Consider the following 17,086-nt stretch of genomic DNA (forward strand, 5'->3'; position numbering starts at 1 on the left):
GGAGGAATGACGATCCATGGCGCGTTTGGCACCAACCGACGCCCCGGCGGCATGAAATTCCTGCCGCTCGGAACCGCTTCGGATGCGGTTGAGAGAATGCGGCTGATCGAACTTGCACTGCGGGGTGCACCGGCAGCGGCCGGCTCCACGATCATCACGGCACCGGCGGGATACGGCAAGACGACGCTGCTCGTGCAGATCAGAGACGAGCTTCAGCCGTTGGGCTTTCACTCCGCGTGGCTCAACTGCACCGCTGATCATGTTCAACCTGCGGCGTTTCTGGTCGACCTCGCGGCGAGTTTTCAGCGTGCTGGCATGTTTCCGTCGATGTCGGAATTTGGCCTCAGCGACATTGTCTCATCGATTTCCGGTTGTGGCCCTGTCTCGATCTTCATCGATGAGTATGAGTGCGCGAGTTCGGATGAGACCGACAATTTTCTTGAACTCTTCATCCGTATGCTGCCGCCGAACTGCAAGCTGTTCGTGGCGACTCGCGAGCTTCCAAAGATCAGCCTTTCAAAGCTACTCGTCGATGCACGAACGCGGCTTCTGAAAGCAAATGAGTTGCAGTTCAACCCGGAGGAAACCCGCCTTCTCATGGCCGACACGGGAGACATGGATCAATACGGAGGTCTGCTGGAGCAATGTGATGGTTGGCCGGTGATCCTGCAGCTGCTGCGCCTTGAAGGGCAGTCATTGCAGAAAACGGGTATACCGCCGATCGCGGGTCAGCATCGGGCCAGTATCTTCAATTACATTGCCGAGCAGGTGCTGGCGCGACAGGAGCAGGAGCTGCAGGAATTCCTGTTGCAGATATCGATCCTTTGGGATGTCGATGTGGCGTCCGCGTGCGCCGTTACGCAGAACGAGACCTCGGAGAGAGTCCTGCGCGCCGCGCTCAATCTCAGCCCCATCGTCACCCCGCTTTCCGAAGCACCGCTTTCGCTGCGCCTGCACCCGCTGTTCAGGGATTTCCTGCGTCAGGAACTCGCCGTCAGGATGCCGTCCGCGCCCAACGCGCTGCACGAAAGAGCCGCGGTTCATTTCGCCGCTGCGCACGATCTGCAAAGGGCGGTACACCACGCAAGCCTGTCGGGTCAGAACGATTTGACCGTCAAGATTCTGGAGGACGCAGGGGGTACGCTTCTCGTGATCAGCGAGGGGATTGCCGCGGCTGGAGCGTTTCTCGCTACACTTCCTGCGAATGTGGTGACGGCACGGCCCAAGCTGCGTCAGTTGCGTGTGATACAGCAAGCGATGGAAGGTACTTCCGCCGACTGGCTTGGCGATTTCGAGCGGTTGGACTGTCTCTGCGGGGCCACGCACGCTGCGTTTGCGGACGATACGTACGTGTTCATCACGGACCTCATAAGGGCGATCCGCAACTGCTCTGAAACACGTTACGCCGTACTCAGCGCACCTTGGGCAGAACTCGCGAAGCTCAGGGAAAAGTGCCTGGCCTTGCGATATGAGGAACCTCGCTATCTCGGCATCTGCCTGCCTGCGGAGCAAATTCTGCTCTGCGACTATGGGTCGGTCAGCCTCGCCGAAAGACGGACGCAGGAATTGCAGGCGCTTTTCGAAACCGAGCATTATGCGCCCAACACGGTATGGATCACCAATCACCTGTCTTTCATCGCCGTCACCAAAGGGCAATCCCGCGACGCGGAGCATTACTCGCGTGTCGTTCTGGAGCGCCTCGCGGACGCCGGCGAGATGCGCAACACCTTCATGCGGCGGCATTGCACGGCCATTCTCGGCCAGAGCTTTTTCGAGCAGAACATGGTCGATGTCGCGCTGGCCCACTTTGATGCGGTGCCGAGGCAGATAGCCTATTCGCTGCTGAGCACGCAGGTGTACGCAATCTGTACGCGCGCGCGCTGCCTCGTTCTTGCTGGCGAGATTGATCAGGCACTCTCTGATCTCGACGATGACTATCAGTATGCGCTGGAGGAGGCCCTGCCGCACATGTCCGTCATCGCGCCAGCTGTGGGTGCGGAGTTGCGGCTGGCGGCGGGGGATATGAGTGGGTGCGAGCAGCTGATAAGGTCTGCGAAGCTTGATGCTCTGCTTGATCAGCACCGCACATGGTTTGTCCGCCCATGGCTGGAAACGGAATCGCTGGTGCGGCTGTTCTCCCGCTATTGGCTGCGGACGGACGAAGCCGACCGTGCCTATAATCTTGCGCATGAATTCGCCGTGCGCGCATCGCAAAGCGGGCGTCTTCTGATGGGGGCCGGCGGGTTCCTGGACGCCGCCGCCGCCGCGCTGGCCGCTGGCCATCGTGGCAGAGCTGATGCCGCGATCGGTCAGGCCGTGAAGCAGGTGGAAGGGAGCGGCGCAGTTCGGCTCTTCCTTGATGCCCATGAAGATGTTCAGGCCTTGCTTCAGGAGAAACTGCAGAATGAACGGGGGCATGAAATCCTCAGCCTCCTCTCCGCGCGCGTCGCTCAGGATGTCGACCGCGGCGGTCTCGCCAAGCTTCTTAGCCCGCGCGAACAGGAGGTGATGGCCGAACTCTGCCTCGGGCACCCCACCAAGCTCGCCGCCCGGCATCTCAATCTTTCGTACGAGACCGTGCGGCATCATCTGAAACGAATCTACACCAAGCTGCACGTCCACACCCGGCAACAGGCTGTCGAAGCCTGGAAGCGGCAAGCCGATACCCCTTGAGCGGAGAACCGCGACGTTCAGGTCTCGTTGGGGGTAATGGTGGAGGGGGCTGGATTCGAACCAGCGTACGCTATGCGGGCAGATTTACAGTCTGCTGCCTTTAACCACTCGGCCACCCCTCCACAGGGCGGGCGGCCCGGCAGTGGAGCCGGGCGCGGCAAGGCGGGCTAGATGGCGAATGGCTGCGGCGATGTCAACGCGTGATGTGCAGCTTCACGCAACGAGTCCCGAAGCCCAGCGGGCGAAGGCGAGCCAGCTCTCGGTTTCCCAGATGAGGACACGCAGGATTTGCGAGCTCACGAGCAGCAGCCCGCCCCACAAGGTGGCGCGGTGGACGCGGCCCATGGTCATCAGGTCGAACAGCACGAGCGCGAACAGAAAGAGGTCCGGCAGCACGAAGATCGCCACCGGGCCCACGAAGGGCGGGGGCAGAGGCATCCGTCCGATCGCGGGGCTCATCATGCCGATCATCGCGATGAACATCAGCCGCTTGTGCATCTGGGGCGTGCGGCGGTTGGCGAGCGCCCCGCCGATCAGCAGCGCGAACACCGGAATGTCGAGTAGCGGCACAGCAAGGAAGGTGAGCGGCGGGATCATCGGCGGACCGGCTGCGCGGTGGACGCTATGGAGCGCGGAAACCGTCGCGATCACGATCATCGCCGGCAGCATCACGAAGCCGATCATGCCGAGCAGGCGGTGCAGATCGGTGCGCCGCCACGCCACAAGCTGCGTCTGCAGAACGAACAGCAGCATCCAGCCTGAAAAGAGCAAGGCGTGGACGTGAACGAGCGTCGTTGCAGGTTTCAGCCCCGGTGGCGGCTCCACGATCCCGGAAAGATAGTAGCTCGGTGCAAAGCCGATGAAGACGAGCCCAAGCATCAGGAGCGCCGTCGATGAAAAGAACCAGCGGTCGGCGTGGGCGGCCGGGTGCCGCGATGCCAATGTTGCCATGGAAGCCCCCATCCCTTTGACGCGCCGAACATACCGCAATCCGTCGACACCGAACAGAGGGTTGGAGTGGGGAGACGCGCGGGCTAAGGAGCCGCAAGGACGCGCGCAGCGTCGCGGTGAAACGGGAAGACGGCGATGGGTAGACGGGGCAAATCCGGCAAGGCGAAGGGCGGCGGTGCATTCAAGTACCCGCGCTTCTATGGAAAGCACGCGGTTGAGGCGGCGCTCGGCAACCCGGACCGTGTTCCGCGCAAGCTGTGGGTGACGAGCGACATCGCGCAGAAGTTCCACCTGCCTGAGGGCCTTCCGGTGGAGATCGGGCAGGCAGCGGACCTCGCGCGGCTTGTGCCCGCCGATGCGCCGCATCAGGGGCTGGTGCTGGAGGTGGAGCCGCTCGACGACCTTCATATAGAGGATGTAGTCGGTCTCGATGGGCCGATTCTTGTGCTCGATCAGGTGACGGACCCGCACAATGTAGGCGCCATACTGCGCTCTGCGGCGGCGTTCGGCGCGGCGGCGGTGGTGACGCAGGACCGCCATGCGCCGCCTGAATCGGGTGCTTTGGCGAAGGCGGCATCGGGTGCGCTGGAAGTGGTCCCCTGGGTGCGGGTGACGAACCTGTCACGGGCGCTCGAGGAGCTGGCGAAGGCGGGCTACTGGCGGATCGGGCTCACCGGCGATGCGGACAAGGTGCTCGCGGATACGCTCGCCGACATGCCGATGGTGCTCGTGCTCGGGGCCGAAGGGCCGGGGATGCGCCAAAACGTCGGCGCGCATTGCGATGTGCTCGCGAAACTGCCGATCTCGAATCGTGTCGAGAGCCTCAACGTCTCGAACGCGGCGGCCGTGGCGCTTTATGCGGTGACGTCGCGCTGATCAGCGCACGCGCTTGATGAAGACGGTGCCGTCCTCGCGGCGCTCGGTGACGAAATTCGGTACGGCCTCGACCAGCTCCGAGAGCCGCTTGAAGCCATAGTTGCGCACGTCGAAGGACGATCGATTGCCAGCGATCTTGCCGACCTCGGCAAGGCGCGCATAGCCCTGCTCGTCGCGCTTCACGGCGTTGTAGGCATCGATCAACAGGTCGATGAGCTGGTCATCGACCTCGCCTTTCGGCGCCTTGTCCGCAACCGGCATCAGCGCATCGACATCGATGAAGCGTGTGCACGCCTGCCGGAACGACTCGGGCGTGCTGGCGCGGCCGAAGCCGTAAACGGGCAGCCCGTTCTGCCGGATGCGCATGGCGAGCGGCATGAAGTCGCTGTCCGACGACATCAGGCCGAAGCCGTCCACGCGGCCGGAATAGAGCAGGTCCATCGCATCGATCGCCATCGCCATGTCGGTGGCGTTCTTGCGCTTGGCGATATCGAACTGCTGCATCGGCATGATCGCGTAGGAATGGAAGACTGGTTCCCACGTGCCGAGTTCGGGCTTCGACCAATTGCCGTAGGCGCGGCGGATGTTCACCGTGCCGAGTTCGGCGAGCACGGTGAGCACCGCATCGAGATATTTCTGGCCGCCCTGATCTGCGTCGATCAGGAGCGCGATGTTGAGGCTGCGTTCATAGCCGTTTGCCGCCATGCTCAGTCCTTCGCGAACAGGTTTTGGGGCGCGCGCATCGCCTTGAATTCGAGCGCATTGCCGCTGGGATCAAAGAAAAACATCGTCGCCTGCTCGCCGACTTCGCCCGCGAAGCGGATGTGCGGCGCAATCTCGAAGTGGACACCAGCGCCGCCGAGCCTTTCGGCAAGCGCATGAAAACTGTTCCAATCCAGAACGATGCCGAAATGCGGCACGGGCACCTGGTCGCCATCCACGGGATTGCGGTGGATGCTGCCCGGCGGGGCGAGGTGTGCGACGATCTGGTGGCCGAAGAAGTCGAAATCCACCCAGCTGTCGGACGAGCGCCCCTCGGGACAGCCCATCAGATCGCCGTAGAAGCGGCGGGCGGCGGCAAGATCATCGACGGGAAAGGCCAGATGAAACGGCTGAAGGGTCATGGGCGCGACAGTGGCAAGCCCCTGCCGGGCACGCAAGGCCCTAGAAGGAACGCTCCAGCCGCCCGAGCAGCGCGCGTGCCGGGGAGAGCGGCACTTCGGTGGCGAACTGGTCGTCGAGGCGCTTCACGCGCTCGTAGAGGTCGCGACTCGCCTCGATGATTTCGCGGGCGCGTGGGGGAAGCTGCCCGAGACGGGTGGAATCGAGCTCGGTGTCACCGGCGCGGCCGAGTCGGCGTTCGGGCGCCTCGCCTTCGGCCTCGGTCATTTCGCCTGCCGCCACGGCCTTGCGGACGAGGAGCCATGAAACGACATGCATCAGCCGTGTCGTTACGCGCAGAGACTCGCACGAATACGCGACGCGCAGCACAGGATCGAGCGCTGCGCGCTCCAGCTGACCTTCGGAATCGAAGTAGCTGCGTGCCTCGTCTGCAAGCAGCATCGCCTCCGTATAGAGGGCAGCCACCAGCTTCGCTGTGATCGGCGTGTGTTCGTTCATCATCGTTGCCGCGAGTGAATCGCGCCTTGTCGTTCCCGGGTCAACGGACATCTTGAAACAAAAGGGGTTAACAACCACCTCATCAGCGCCGGCGAAGGGATGCCCGAGATGGGGTCCGAGCGTCCGGCAAGGCCCAGCCATATGGTGGGCTGAAGGAACGCATATTGCTTTGAATTGAAAGGATATGGACATGCGTACATTCGATCTGACCCCGCTGCTTCGCTCGTCGATCGGCTTCGAAAACCTCAGCCGGCTCGCGGAATTCGCCGCGCGCGGCGACGAGGGCGGCGGATACCCCCCCTACAACATCGAAAAGACCGGCGAGAGCCAGTACCGCATCCAGATGGCGGTGGCGGGCTTCGCGGAGAGCGAACTCGACATCACCGTTCAGGAAAACACGCTGATCGTGACGGGCAAGACCGCGGAGACGGAGAACGGCGACCGCCAGTTCCTGCACCGCGGCATCGCCAAACGCGCGTTCGAGCGGCGTTTCCAGCTCGCCGACGTCATCAAGGTGACGGGCGCGAACTACGAGCACGGCCTCCTCAACATCGATCTCGTCCGCGAGATTCCCGAGGAGAAGAAGCCGCGCAAGGTCGTGATCGGCGGCGGTGAGGCGCCGCAGGTAATCGAAGGCGTGCGCAGCGCCGCCTGAAGCGCCTGAGGACTGAAACGAAGGGCCGGAGGTTCGCCTCCGGCCCTTTTTTCATGCAGCGGCGCGCGCCGCCGGATCGCTGAGGGCGGCCACGAAATCGTCGCGCCAGGCAATGACATCCTCGTCGCGGACCGACCGGATCATGCCCTGCCAGCGGCGGATGCGCTCCTCCCTCGGCATCTCGAGCGCGGCGGCGATCGCCTCGCCCACCTCCTCGCTGCTGTGCGGGTTGACGAGCAGCGCATCGGAAAGCTGCAGCGCGGCGCCTGCGAAGCGCGACAGGATGAGAACGCCGGGGTCCTCCGGGTCCTGCGCCGCGACATATTCCTTGGCGACGAGGTTCATGCCGTCGCGCAGCGGCGTGACGAGCCCCACGCGCGCGGCGCGGTAGAAGCCCGCCAGCTCGGCGCGCGAATAGCCCTGGTTCACATAGCGGATCGGCACCCAGTCGATATCGGCATGGGCGCCGTTGATGTGCCCCGCCGAACGCTCCAGCGCGTTGCGGATATCCTGATAGGCGTGGACGTCCTCCCGCGAGGGTGGCGCGATCTGGAGCAGCACGACATCCTTCGCCGCCTCCGGGTGGTCGGTGAGGAAGCGGTGGTAGGAATCGAAGCGCTCGACGAGGCCCTTCGAATAATCGAGGCGGTCGACGCCGATGATGACCTTCTTGCCGTCGGCGCTGGCGCGGAGGCGATCGTGCGCGCGGTGCGCCACGTCCGTCTGCCCGGCCGCCGTGAATTCGGCGTAGTCGATGCCGATGGGGAAAGCGCGGGTAACGATGCTGCGGCCTTCCCATTCGACGGTGCCGCCGTCCGCCGCGACGCGGCCGCCAAGTTCCTTCTCGACATAATGGCAGAAGGATTCGTGCCACTCGCGCGACTGGAAGCCGATGACATCGTAGTGGAGCATGTGCTCGACCAGCCGCTCGTGGAAGGGCAGCGACACGAACAGGCGTGTCGGCGGCCACGGGATGTGCAGGAACAGGCCGATGCGGTTGCGGATGCCCTTGTCCTGCAGGAATTTGCCGAGCGGCAGCAGGTGATAATCGTGGACCCAGACGAGGTCGCCCGGCTCGATCAGCGGCGTGACGCTGTCGGCGAAGCGGCGGTTCACGCGCTCATAGCCCTCGCCGAAGCTGCGCTCATATTCGGTGAGGTCGACGCGGTGGTGGAACAGCGGCCACAGCGTGCGATTGGCGTAGCCGTTGTAATATTCGTCGATGTCCTGCGGTTCGAGATCGATGGTGGCGGTGGTGACGCCGTGCTGGCGCTGCATGTCGAGATGGCCGGTGAAGGTCTCCGTTTCGTTGCCCGACCAGCCGAACCAGATGCCGCGATGCTCGCGCAGCGCAGCACTTAGCGCGACGGCGAGGCCGCCCTGCGCGCCGCTGCCGTTTTCCGCTTTCGGTACCGAAACGCGGTTCGAAATGACGATCAACCGGCTCATCGAATCGTGCTCCACGGGCGGGATAACAATCCAGCGCAGTTAATGATCCCGACAAGCGAATAGGTCTGCGGATAGTTGCCCCAAAGCTCGCCCGTTTCGAAATCCATGTCTTCGGAGAGCAGGCCGGCCTGCGTGGCGTGGCCGAGCATACGCTCGAACAGCGCGCGCGCCTCCTCGCTGCGCCCTGCGACCTGCAGCGCCTCGATCAGCCAGAAGGTGCAGATGTTGAAGGCCGTCTCCGGCCTGCCGAAATCGTCCTCGCTGGCGTAGCGCAGCATGTGCTCGCCGCGCCGCAGCGCCTTCTCGACCGCGGCGAAGGTGGCGACCATGCGCGGGTCGTCGGCGGGCAGGAAACGCAGATCGACGAGTTGGAGCAGACTGGCGTCAAGCTCCTCGCCGCCGAAGGATGCGCCGAAATGGCCGACGTTCTCCGACCATGCGCGGGTCTCGATCGCCTCGCGGATGGCGGCGGCGCGGCCCGCCCAGTACCGCTCGCGCTCCTCGAGGCCGAGGATGCGTGCGGCGTTTTCCAGCCGGTCGCACGCGGCCCAGCTCATCACCGCGCTGTAGGTGTGGACGGCGGTGCGGGTGCGGAACTCCCAGAGGCCGGCATCGGGCTTGTCGTGCATACGCCACGCCATTTCGCCGATCGCCTCCAGGCTGTGGAAATCGTCGAGATTGGCCATGCGCAGCAGGCGCCGGTCGATGAAGGCCTGAATGTTGGGCAGCACGATCTGGCCGTAGACATCGTGCTGGACCTGAAGATAGGCGGCGTTGCCGACTCGCACCGGGCCCATGCCGCGATAGCCGGCGAGGCCGTCCGCGACGGATTCATCGAGCGCGCGCGCGCCCGACACGGCATAGAGAGGCTGAAGGCTGCCATCGGCGTCGTCGACGATGTTGCGCAGATAGGCGAGATATTTTTCAAGGACGTCGAGCGCGCCGAGCCGGTTCAGCGCCTGCACCGTATAATAAGCGTCGCGGATCCAGCAGTAGCGATAATCCCAGTTCCGGCCCGAATTGGCGGCTTCCGGGATCGAGGTGGTGAGCGCGGCGACGATGGCGCCCGTCTCCTCGTGCTGGCAAAGCTTCAGCGTGATGGCGGCGCGGATCACCTGATCCTGCCATTCGAGCGGCGTGGCAAGGCCGCGCACCCAGTGTTGCCAATAGCTCTCGGTACGTTCGAGCATGGTGGCGACCTCGCGCGACACATTGCCGGCGAAGGGTTCGTCGGGGCCGAGGAAGAAATGCGCGGGACGCTCCAGCCGGAACGGCCGGCTGTCGATGACGTGGCCGACGGGCGCGTCCGTGGTGAGCCGCAGCGTCTGGTCGCCGAGCAGGAAGCGGATGTGGTTGGTGCCGTTGGTGCGCGGCGCCACCTCGCGGCCGTAGCCGCGCATCGGCGCGAGGTGGACGCGAAGGCGCGGCGAGCCCGACACGGGCTGCACAATGCGCACCCACGCCACCGGGCGGTACATGCGGCCGGTGCGTTCGAAGCGCGGGCAGAAGTCGATGACATCGACCGCGCCGCCCTCCGCATCCTCCAGCCGGGTGACGAGGATGGGCGTGTTGCGGCGGTAGGCCTGACGCGCCGAGACCTGGCCTTCCAGCGAGACCATCCAGGCGCCGGGCACCGGGCCGCCATCGTCGTTGTTCAGCAGCGCGCAGAACACCGGGTCGCCATCAACACGCGGCGCGCAGCCCCAGACGAGGCGGGCTTCAGTATCGATGAGGCCGCTGACCTGGCAATTGCCAATCGGCCAGAGTTCGAGCGAACTCACAGTGCGCCGAGCCAGGCATGGACCGCCGCGACATCGGGCAGGGCGGCCCCTGCAGCGGTGGGGCGGTGGGCGCCGACGAGCACGCCGAAGCCGCCGGCGGCGGACGCGGCGCCGAAGCCGTCCTCGTCGGTGACGTCGTCGCCGATGAAGACGGGGGTGGTGTTCCGGAATGCGGGCATGGCCATGAGTGTTGCTACGATCTTTCCTTTATCGATGCCTGGCGGCATCAGTTCGGTCACCATCTTGCCGGTCTTGACGGCAAGGCCGTGGCGGCCGCCGAGCGTGTCGGCGAAGGCCTGCACGGCGCCGCCGGCATCGGGGGCCTGCCGGTAATGAAGCGCGAAGCCGAGCGGCTTGGCTTCGACAAAAACGCCGTGCGCGGCGGCGAAGGCCAGCGCCTCCAGATGCGCGGCCTTGGGGAATGTCGCGGCCGACGGCGCGTTCGCGGGGGCCGCGGCGAGGCGGAGTTCGCCGCCGTGCGAGCCGGACAGCGTGAGCGCGGGGGCGGGGAGATAATGATCGAGATCGGCGAGGGCGCGGCCGCTGACGATGGCGAGGCGGCCCTGAAGACGCCGGCCGACGCTTTCCAGCAGGGAGATGAGATGCGGAGCGACCCGGATGGCATCGGGCTGCGGCGCCAGATCGACGAGCGTGCCGTCGAAATCGAGGAAGAGGGAAGGGTGATCCATCGTCGCCAGCGATGGGGGCGGCGGCAGCGACGGCGTGCGCGCTCGATCCGCGGTCTGGAAAGAATCGGGGTCCATGCGATGTGTGATATCAACGTCTCCCGATTGTCTCCGGTTCCGCCCTTGTGCCCGGATGCAGCGCCCCGGATCAACCCCGGATCAAGCCGCGCGAGCCCGCCAACGATAGGACTTGCACCGCCAAAGGCCCCCGATTATAGACGCGGCTCCCGGGCTCTAGGAGTGTAGCTCAGTTGGTAGAGCATCGGTCTCCAAAACCGAGGGCCGTGGGTTCGAGTCCCTCCACTCCTGCCAGTCTTCGATAGGCGAGCGGTTTTGGGGCTCGGGAACGAGTAGAGGTTCACCAGTCAACCGGCGCCGCCCGGAAGAAAAGGGCGCTGCCGGTCGGCTGTTTTTGTTTGGGAATTGAGCGCGTTAGATGGCTAAGATGACCAATCCGGGCACGTTCGTGCGGCAAGTGCGTCAGGAGACCGCGAAGGTGTCCTGGCCGACGCGTCGCGAAACGATCGTGACCACGATCATGGTGCTCATCATGACCACCATCCTGTCGCTGTTCTTCCTGGGCGTTGACCAGGTGCTGGGCCGAATCGTCCAGTTCCTGCTCGACATCGCGAAATAACGGGAAGGTTCGAAACAGGCATGGCCGCGCGCTGGTACATCATTCACGCCTACTCGAACTTCGAGAACAAGGTCCGCGATTCGATCCTCGACGAGGCGAAGCGCCTGGGTCTTGAGGCGCTCGTCGAGGAGGTCGAGGTGCCCACCGAGACCGTGACCGAGATCCGTCGCGGCAAGAAGGTGCAGGCCGAGCGGAAGTACTTCCCCGGCTATGTGCTCGCCAAGCTGCACATGACTGACGACGTGTTCCACCTTGTGAAGAACACGCCGAAGGTGACGGGTTTCCTCGGCGCGAGCGGCAAGCCCTCGCCGATCAGCGAGGCGGAAGCCGCGCGCATCCTTTCGACCAAGGGTCACCACATCGAAGCGCCGAAGGCGAAGATGAAGGTGAACTTCGAGATCGGCGACGAGGTTCGCGTGCTCGACGGTCCGTTCGCCAGCTTCAACGGCCTCGTGGAAGAGATCGATTACGATCGCGCCCGCGTGAAGGTTTCGGTGTCGATCTTCGGGCGCGCGACGCCTGTCGAGCTCGACTTCGAGCAGGTCGAGCGGACGAAGTAGTTTTTTACCCCTCGCCGTTACGGGGAGGGGCGTTGCCTGCGGGAGGCTGCCTTCGGGTGGCCGTCTGGACCGCTAAACTTGAAAGAGAGTGAGACCAATGGCCAAGAAGATTACCGGCTATATCAAGCTGCAGGTGCCGGCTGCCGCCGCCACCCCGTCGCCGCCCCTCGGGCCGGCGCTCGGTCAGCGCGGCGTCAACATCATGGAATTCTGCAAGGCGTTCAACGCCCAGACGCAGGAAATGGAAAAGGGCGCTCCGGTGCCGACGGTGATCACCGTCTATGCCGACCGCAGCTTCTCCTTCGTCACCAAGACACCGCCCGCCACCTTCCTTCTGAAGAAGGCCGCGAACCTCAAGTCCGGCTCCAAGACGCCGGGCAAGGCGAGCGCCGGAACGATCAAGCGTTCCGCCGTTCGTGAGATCGCGCAGGCGAAGATGGTCGATCTGTCGGCGAACGACATCGACGCGGCAATGAAGATCATCGAAGGCTCCGCCCGCTCGATGGGTCTCGAAGTGGTGGAGGGCTGAACATGGCCAAGCTGACGAAGAAGGCCAAGGCGCTGGCCGGCAAGGTCGACCGTGAGAAGCTCTACGGTGTCGATGAAGCCATTGCGCTCGTGAAGAGCCTCGCAAGCTCCAAGTTCGACGAGACCGTCGAGGTCGCGCTGAACCTTGGCGTCGATCCGCGTCACGCCGACCAGATGGTGCGCGGCGTCGTCCGCCTGCCGAGCGGCACGGGCAAGGACGTTCGCGTCGCGGTGTTCGCACGCGGTGACAAGGCCGAGGATGCTCGCAAGGCGGGTGCCGAGGTTGTCGGCGCCGAAGACCTGATGGAAGAAATCCAGGGCGGCCGCAGCGATTTCGACCGCGTCATCGCGACGCCCGACATGATGGGCATCGTCGGACGCCTCGGCAAGGTGCTCGGCCCCAAGGGCCTGATGCCGAACCCGAAGCTCGGGACCGTCACGCCGAACGTCGCCGAAGCCGTGGAAGCGGCCAAGGGCGGCCAGGTGGAGTTCCGCGTCGAAAAGGCCGGCATCATCCACAGCGGCATCGGCAAGGCGAGCTTCGACGACGCGGCGCTGCGGGCGAACTTCGACGCCTTCGTCGACGCCATCGTCAAGGCGAAGCCGTCGGGCGCCAAGGGCAAGTACGTTCGCAAGATCGCCATCAGCTCCACGATGGGGCCGGGCGTGAAGATCGATACGGCGACCGCAGGCGCGGCCGCCTAAACAGCATCGCGGGGCGGGCCGGAAACGGGTCGCCCCAAGATACCGTCCGAGATTGCAGGCGTTTCCGAGAGGAAACTCAAAACGCCAGCCTGCATGAGACGGGGACAAGTTTTACCGGTTGCAGCCGTGCGATGGCGAACCGGGTCTGCCGAAGGGCTCCTTTCGCCCGCACGCAGACGACGACCCCGCGGACGGGCCGAGACCCCCGGAATGGTCCGGGATTTCGGCTCAACCGTTCCGAAGGCGAGTGATCGCCCAAGGGACAAACCAGGAGTGAAGCATGGATCGCGCTGAAAAAAAGGCGCTCGTCGCATCGCTCAACCGCGTCTTCTCGGAGACCGGGGTTGTCGTCATTACGCGCAACCACGGCCTTACCGTCGCCCAGGTGACGGCTCTCCGCGGCAAGATGCGCGATGCGGGCGCGGGCTATAAAGTCGCGAAGAACAAGCTCGCCCGGATCGCACTGGAAGGTACGCCGTACACGGGGATCAGCGACATGCTGGTCGGTCCGACGGCGCTGGCAACGTCGAGTGATCCCGTTGCCGCCGCCAAGGCTGCCGTCGATTTCGCGAAGACCAACGAGAAGTTGGAAATCGTCGGCGGTGCCATGGGGGATACCATCCTCGATGCGAACGGCATCAAGCAACTGGCAACGCTGCCGTCGCTTGACGAACTGCGCGCCAAGATCATCGGCCTCATCAATGCGCCGGCGACCAAGGTGGTTCAGATCGTCCAGGCGCCCGCGGCCCAGCTTGCGCGTGTCATGGGTGCTTATGCGGCCAAGGACGCCGCCTGAGCCTCATCCGGACAGGTTCTTTCTCGATACACACATGATGATGGGCCGACGTGCCCGAATGGAGACTTAAAATGGCAGACCTTCAGAAGATTGTAGACGACCTTTCGGCGCTCACCGTTCTCGAAGCCGCGGAGCTTTCCAAGCTCCTCGAAGAGAAGTGGGGCGTTTCGGCCGCCGCCGCGGTTGCGGTTGCGGCAGCTCCGGGTGGCGGCGGCGACGCCGCTCCGGCCGCTGAAGAGAAGACCGAGTTCGACGTGATCCTCACCGGCGACGGTGGCAAGAAGATCAACGTCATCAAGGAAGTCCGCGCCATCACCAGCCTCGGCCTCGGCGAAGCCAAAGCGCTCGTCGAAGGCGCTCCGAAGGCGGTGAAGGAAGGCGTGAACAAGGAAGAAGCCGAGAAGATCAAGAAGCAGCTTGAAGAAGCCGGCGCGACCGTCGAGATCAAGTAAGCTTCACGGCTTTACGAATGAAGGGGCGGTTCCGAAAGGAGCCGCCCTTTTTTCATGCGCGCATAAGCGGCTGATTCCAAAGCCGTGCGTTTGATGTATGGTGCGAGCGAAAAGGCCGGACGGCAGCCATGCGGAAGATCGAAGACAGAACCTTTCTCGCCCTCATCGTTGTCGTCTCGCTGGCATTTGCATGGGTGCTGCTGCCGTTCTTCGGCGCGATCCTGTGGGCGCTCATTGCCGGCATCCTGTTCGAGCCCTTGAACCGGCGCGTGCTTGCGCGGTTCCCGGGGCATCCGAACCTCGCCGCGCTCCTGACGCTGCTGGTCATCGTTGCGATGGTGATTCTGCCTGCGATCACCATCGGGATTTTCCTGCTGCAGGAAGCGACCGCGATCTATGCGCGCATCGAGGGCGGGCAGATCGACGTCGGCGGCTATTTCCGGCAGGTGCAGGCGTTGCTGCCGGACTGGGCAATTTCGATTCTGCGCCGGCTCGGGCTCAGCAATATCGGCGCCATCCGCGAGAAGATCGCGGACGGCGTCGCCGACAGCTTTCAGGTGCTCGCCGCGCAGACCGTCGTGATCGGGCAGCGGACCTTCGGCTTCCTCGTCGGGCTCGGCGTGATGCTGTACCTGATCTTCTTTTTCCTTCGCGACGGCGACGCGCTCGTCGACAAGCTGCGCGGTTCGATTCCCCTGCATCCGGCGCAGCGCAACGCGCTCATTGCCAAGTTCGTGACGGTGATCCGCGCGACTGTGAAAGGCAGCATCGTCGTCGCCATCCTTCAGGGCGCGGTCGGCGGGGTCGTATTCTGGAGCCTCGGCATCCACGGCGCGCTGCTGTGGGGCGTGCTCATGGGCTTCCTGTCGCTGCTTCCGGCGGTGGGCACGGGGCTCGTGTGGGTGCCGGTCGCCATCTATCTGCTCGTCACCGGCTCGATATGGCAGGGTGTCGTGCTGGTGTTCTGCGGTTTCTTCGTCATCGGGCTCATCGACAACATCCTGCGCCCGATCCTCGTCGGCCGCGACGCGCGGATGCCCGACTATATCGTGCTTGTCTCCACACTCGGCGGCATCGAGCTGTTCGGTCTGAACGGCATCGTCATCGGACCCGTCATCGCAGCGCTGTTCATGGCGGTGTGGGAGATCGTCGCGGCGGGCCGCCGGTCCGGCTGGACCACGGCATGACGCTTCAATCTTCCAGAATGCGGCTGTGCGTGCGCGTGTCGCGCATCCGGAGGTACACAATCAGCGAAAGGCCGATCATCACGGTCACGTACCAGTAGAAGCCCTGTTCCATGCCTTCCGCCTTGAACCAGAGCGCGACATATTCGGCGGTGCCCCCGAAGATCGTGTTGGCGAGCGCGTAGGGCAAGGCGACGCCGAGCGCGCGGACGTGCGCCGGGAACAGCTCCGCCTTCACCACGGCATTGATCGAGGTGTAGCCGGTGACGATGATGAGCGCGCCGAGCACGAGCGCGAAGGCGACGAGCGGGTCGCGCGTCGTCTCCAGCGCCGAGAAGATCGGATAGGTGAAGAGCACGCCCGCGATCCCGAAGCCGACCATCAGCGGCTTGCGCCCGATCCGGTCCGACAGCGCGCCCGCGAGCGGCTGCAGCAGCATGAACACAAAGAGCGTCCCGGCGTTGATCTGCGATGCGACCTCGCGGCTGAAACCCGAGGTGTTGACCAGGAACTTCTGCATGTAGATCGAGTAGGCATAGAAAGCGAGCGTCCCCCCGGCGGTGAGCAGCATCACCACTGCCGCCTCGCGCGGATGACGCAGGAACAGCTCGCCGAGGCCGGAAACGGCGATGCCTTCCTTTTTGGCGTTCGTGAAGCTCTCGGTCTCGGCAAGGCCGCGCCGGATGTAGAACACGACGATGGCCAGCACGCCGCCGATCGCGAAGGGGATGCGCCAGCCCCATTCATCGAGCGCGGCTTCCGGCATCACGTTCTGAAGCACCAGAAGCACGCAGATGGCGAGGAGTTGCCCGGAAATCAGCGTCACATACTGAAAGCTGGAGAAGAAGCCGCGGCGCTGCTTCCCCGCCATCTCGGAAAGATAGGTCGCGCTCGCGCCATATTCGCCGCCCACGGAAAGCCCCTGCAACATGCGGGCGAGGACGAGAAGGGCGGGGGCGAACACGCCGATCGCCTCATAGTCGGGCGTCACTGCGATCAACAGCGAGCCCGCGCACATCAGCGTGACGGAGAGGGTAAGCCCCGCCTTGCGGCCGTGCCGATCGGCATAGATGCCCATGATCCACGCCCCGACCGGCCGCATCAGGAAACCGACCGCGAAAACGGCCGCGCTGTTCATCAGCTGCGCGGTGCGGTCGCCCTCGGGGAAGAAGTGCGGCGCGAAATAGAGCGCGAAGGCGGCGTAGACATACCAGTCGTACCACTCGACGAGGTTGCCTGTGGCCCCGCCGATGATGGATTTCAGGCGGTGGCGGCTGTCTGCGGCCTTCGGATCGGTCATGCGGCTGTTGTCTCCCCCTCTACGATGCCGCATCTGTTAGGGGAGCGAGGCGCAGACCGAAAGGGACTCTTGCGACAGGGGTTTGACAGCGCCGCCTGCGGCTCCTATATCCCGCTTCCTTCCACAGCCGTTCGGGAAATGATGTGCCTTCGCGCAGCGCATCGCAAGAATGGATCGGCTGCGGTTTGATGCGGAAAGCTGCGGTTCTCCCGGATGCGGGGGAGCCTGCGGCT

The 17,086-nt window shown here is 64.4% G+C and carries 18 protein-coding genes and 2 tRNA genes; 11 read left to right on the top strand and 9 right to left on the bottom strand.

Going from position 1 to position 17,086, the window contains the following annotated elements:
• Positions 1–6 precede the first annotated feature (6 nt).
• Positions 7–2,673: a LuxR C-terminal-related transcriptional regulator gene (locus AAC014_RS15565; protein WP_339710203.1), complete on the top strand. Its 2,667-nt coding sequence runs from the start codon at positions 7–9 to the stop codon at positions 2,671–2,673.
• A gap of 37 nt (positions 2,674–2,710) precedes the next feature.
• Here AAC014_RS15565 and AAC014_RS15570 read toward each other — a convergent pair.
• Positions 2,711–2,795, bottom strand: a tRNA-Tyr gene (locus tag AAC014_RS15570).
• A gap of 91 nt (positions 2,796–2,886) precedes the next feature.
• Positions 2,887–3,624, bottom strand: a complete 738-nt coding sequence (locus AAC014_RS15575) for a hypothetical protein (RefSeq protein ID WP_339710205.1) — start codon at positions 3,622–3,624, stop codon at positions 2,887–2,889.
• Positions 3,625–3,759: 135 nt separating this feature from the next.
• Between AAC014_RS15575 and rlmB the strand changes: the two genes are divergently transcribed.
• On the top strand, positions 3,760–4,500 hold the full coding sequence (gene rlmB / locus AAC014_RS15580; RefSeq protein ID WP_339710208.1) for a 23S rRNA (guanosine(2251)-2'-O)-methyltransferase RlmB: 741 nt from the start codon (positions 3,760–3,762) through the stop codon (positions 4,498–4,500).
• Here the strand turns inward: rlmB and AAC014_RS15585 are convergent, their stop codons facing one another.
• Genes AAC014_RS15585 through AAC014_RS15595 form a run of 3 tightly spaced genes read right to left on the bottom strand, consistent with a single transcriptional unit; the run spans position 4,501 to position 6,123 of the window.
• The gene (locus tag AAC014_RS15585) at positions 4,501–5,205 is read right to left on the bottom strand and encodes an NYN domain-containing protein (RefSeq protein ID WP_339710211.1); all 705 of its coding nucleotides are present in this window, start codon (positions 5,203–5,205) and stop codon (positions 4,501–4,503) included. It abuts the gene before it with no gap.
• 2 nt (positions 5,206–5,207) lie between these two features.
• Complete coding sequence (locus AAC014_RS15590; RefSeq protein ID WP_339710214.1) at positions 5,208–5,624, bottom strand: VOC family protein; 417 nt, start codon at positions 5,622–5,624, stop codon at positions 5,208–5,210.
• A gap of 40 nt (positions 5,625–5,664) precedes the next feature.
• Positions 5,665–6,123: a DUF1465 family protein gene (locus AAC014_RS15595; RefSeq protein WP_121049634.1), complete on the bottom strand. Its 459-nt coding sequence runs from the start codon at positions 6,121–6,123 to the stop codon at positions 5,665–5,667.
• Between the two features lie 187 nt (positions 6,124–6,310).
• Between AAC014_RS15595 and AAC014_RS15600 the strand changes: the two genes are divergently transcribed.
• Positions 6,311–6,775, top strand: a complete 465-nt coding sequence (locus AAC014_RS15600; RefSeq protein ID WP_339710219.1) for an Hsp20 family protein — start codon at positions 6,311–6,313, stop codon at positions 6,773–6,775.
• 51 nt (positions 6,776–6,826) lie between these two features.
• On the opposite strand, the gene otsA is transcribed toward AAC014_RS15600, so the two are convergent.
• Genes otsA through otsB form a run of 3 tightly spaced genes read right to left on the bottom strand, consistent with a single transcriptional unit; the run spans position 6,827 to position 10,769 of the window.
• Complete coding sequence (otsA, locus tag AAC014_RS15605) at positions 6,827–8,224, bottom strand: alpha,alpha-trehalose-phosphate synthase (UDP-forming) (protein ID WP_339710221.1); 1,398 nt, start codon at positions 8,222–8,224, stop codon at positions 6,827–6,829.
• The gene (locus AAC014_RS15610; RefSeq protein ID WP_339710224.1) at positions 8,221–10,005 is read right to left on the bottom strand and encodes a glycoside hydrolase family 15 protein; all 1,785 of its coding nucleotides are present in this window, start codon (positions 10,003–10,005) and stop codon (positions 8,221–8,223) included. Before AAC014_RS15610 ends, otsA begins: the two co-directional genes overlap by 4 nt.
• On the bottom strand, positions 10,002–10,769 hold the full coding sequence (gene otsB / locus AAC014_RS15615) for a trehalose-phosphatase (RefSeq protein WP_339710226.1): 768 nt from the start codon (positions 10,767–10,769) through the stop codon (positions 10,002–10,004). The genes AAC014_RS15610 and otsB overlap by 4 nt, the downstream gene beginning before the upstream one ends.
• 158 nt (positions 10,770–10,927) lie before the next feature.
• Between otsB and AAC014_RS15620 the strand changes: the two genes are divergently transcribed.
• The 8 genes from AAC014_RS15620 to AAC014_RS15655 all read left to right on the top strand — a co-directional run bounded on the left by AAC014_RS15620 (position 10,928) and on the right by AAC014_RS15655 (position 15,556).
• Positions 10,928–11,003 (top strand) — tRNA-Trp (locus tag AAC014_RS15620).
• Between the two features lie 124 nt (positions 11,004–11,127).
• Positions 11,128–11,328: a preprotein translocase subunit SecE gene (gene secE, locus AAC014_RS15625; protein ID WP_293782108.1), complete on the top strand. Its 201-nt coding sequence runs from the start codon at positions 11,128–11,130 to the stop codon at positions 11,326–11,328.
• Between the two features lie 20 nt (positions 11,329–11,348).
• Positions 11,349–11,888, top strand: a complete 540-nt coding sequence (gene nusG, locus AAC014_RS15630; protein WP_184066239.1) for a transcription termination/antitermination protein NusG — start codon at positions 11,349–11,351, stop codon at positions 11,886–11,888.
• A gap of 97 nt (positions 11,889–11,985) precedes the next feature.
• The gene (rplK, locus tag AAC014_RS15635) at positions 11,986–12,417 is read left to right on the top strand and encodes a 50S ribosomal protein L11 (RefSeq protein ID WP_121047503.1); all 432 of its coding nucleotides are present in this window, start codon (positions 11,986–11,988) and stop codon (positions 12,415–12,417) included.
• Between the two features lie 2 nt (positions 12,418–12,419).
• Complete coding sequence (gene rplA / locus AAC014_RS15640) at positions 12,420–13,121, top strand: 50S ribosomal protein L1 (RefSeq protein WP_339710238.1); 702 nt, start codon at positions 12,420–12,422, stop codon at positions 13,119–13,121.
• A 280-nt stretch (positions 13,122–13,401) separates the two neighbouring features.
• Positions 13,402–13,917 carry a 50S ribosomal protein L10 gene (gene rplJ, locus AAC014_RS15645; protein ID WP_339710241.1) on the top strand — a complete coding sequence of 172 codons (516 nt, stop codon included), beginning with the start codon at positions 13,402–13,404 and terminating at the stop codon, positions 13,915–13,917.
• A 71-nt stretch (positions 13,918–13,988) separates the two neighbouring features.
• Complete coding sequence (gene rplL, locus AAC014_RS15650; RefSeq protein WP_339710244.1) at positions 13,989–14,369, top strand: 50S ribosomal protein L7/L12; 381 nt, start codon at positions 13,989–13,991, stop codon at positions 14,367–14,369.
• 128 nt (positions 14,370–14,497) lie between these two features.
• Complete coding sequence (locus AAC014_RS15655) at positions 14,498–15,556, top strand: AI-2E family transporter (protein ID WP_339710247.1); 1,059 nt, start codon at positions 14,498–14,500, stop codon at positions 15,554–15,556.
• Between the two features lie 4 nt (positions 15,557–15,560).
• Here AAC014_RS15655 and AAC014_RS15660 read toward each other — a convergent pair whose 3' ends face one another.
• Positions 15,561–16,853, bottom strand: a complete 1,293-nt coding sequence (locus tag AAC014_RS15660; protein ID WP_339710250.1) for an MFS transporter — start codon at positions 16,851–16,853, stop codon at positions 15,561–15,563.
• Positions 16,854–17,086 lie beyond the last annotated feature (233 nt).

Source organism: uncultured Sphingosinicella sp. (assembly GCF_963974575.1).
Classification (GTDB): domain Bacteria; phylum Pseudomonadota; class Alphaproteobacteria; order Sphingomonadales; family Sphingomonadaceae; genus Sphingosinicella.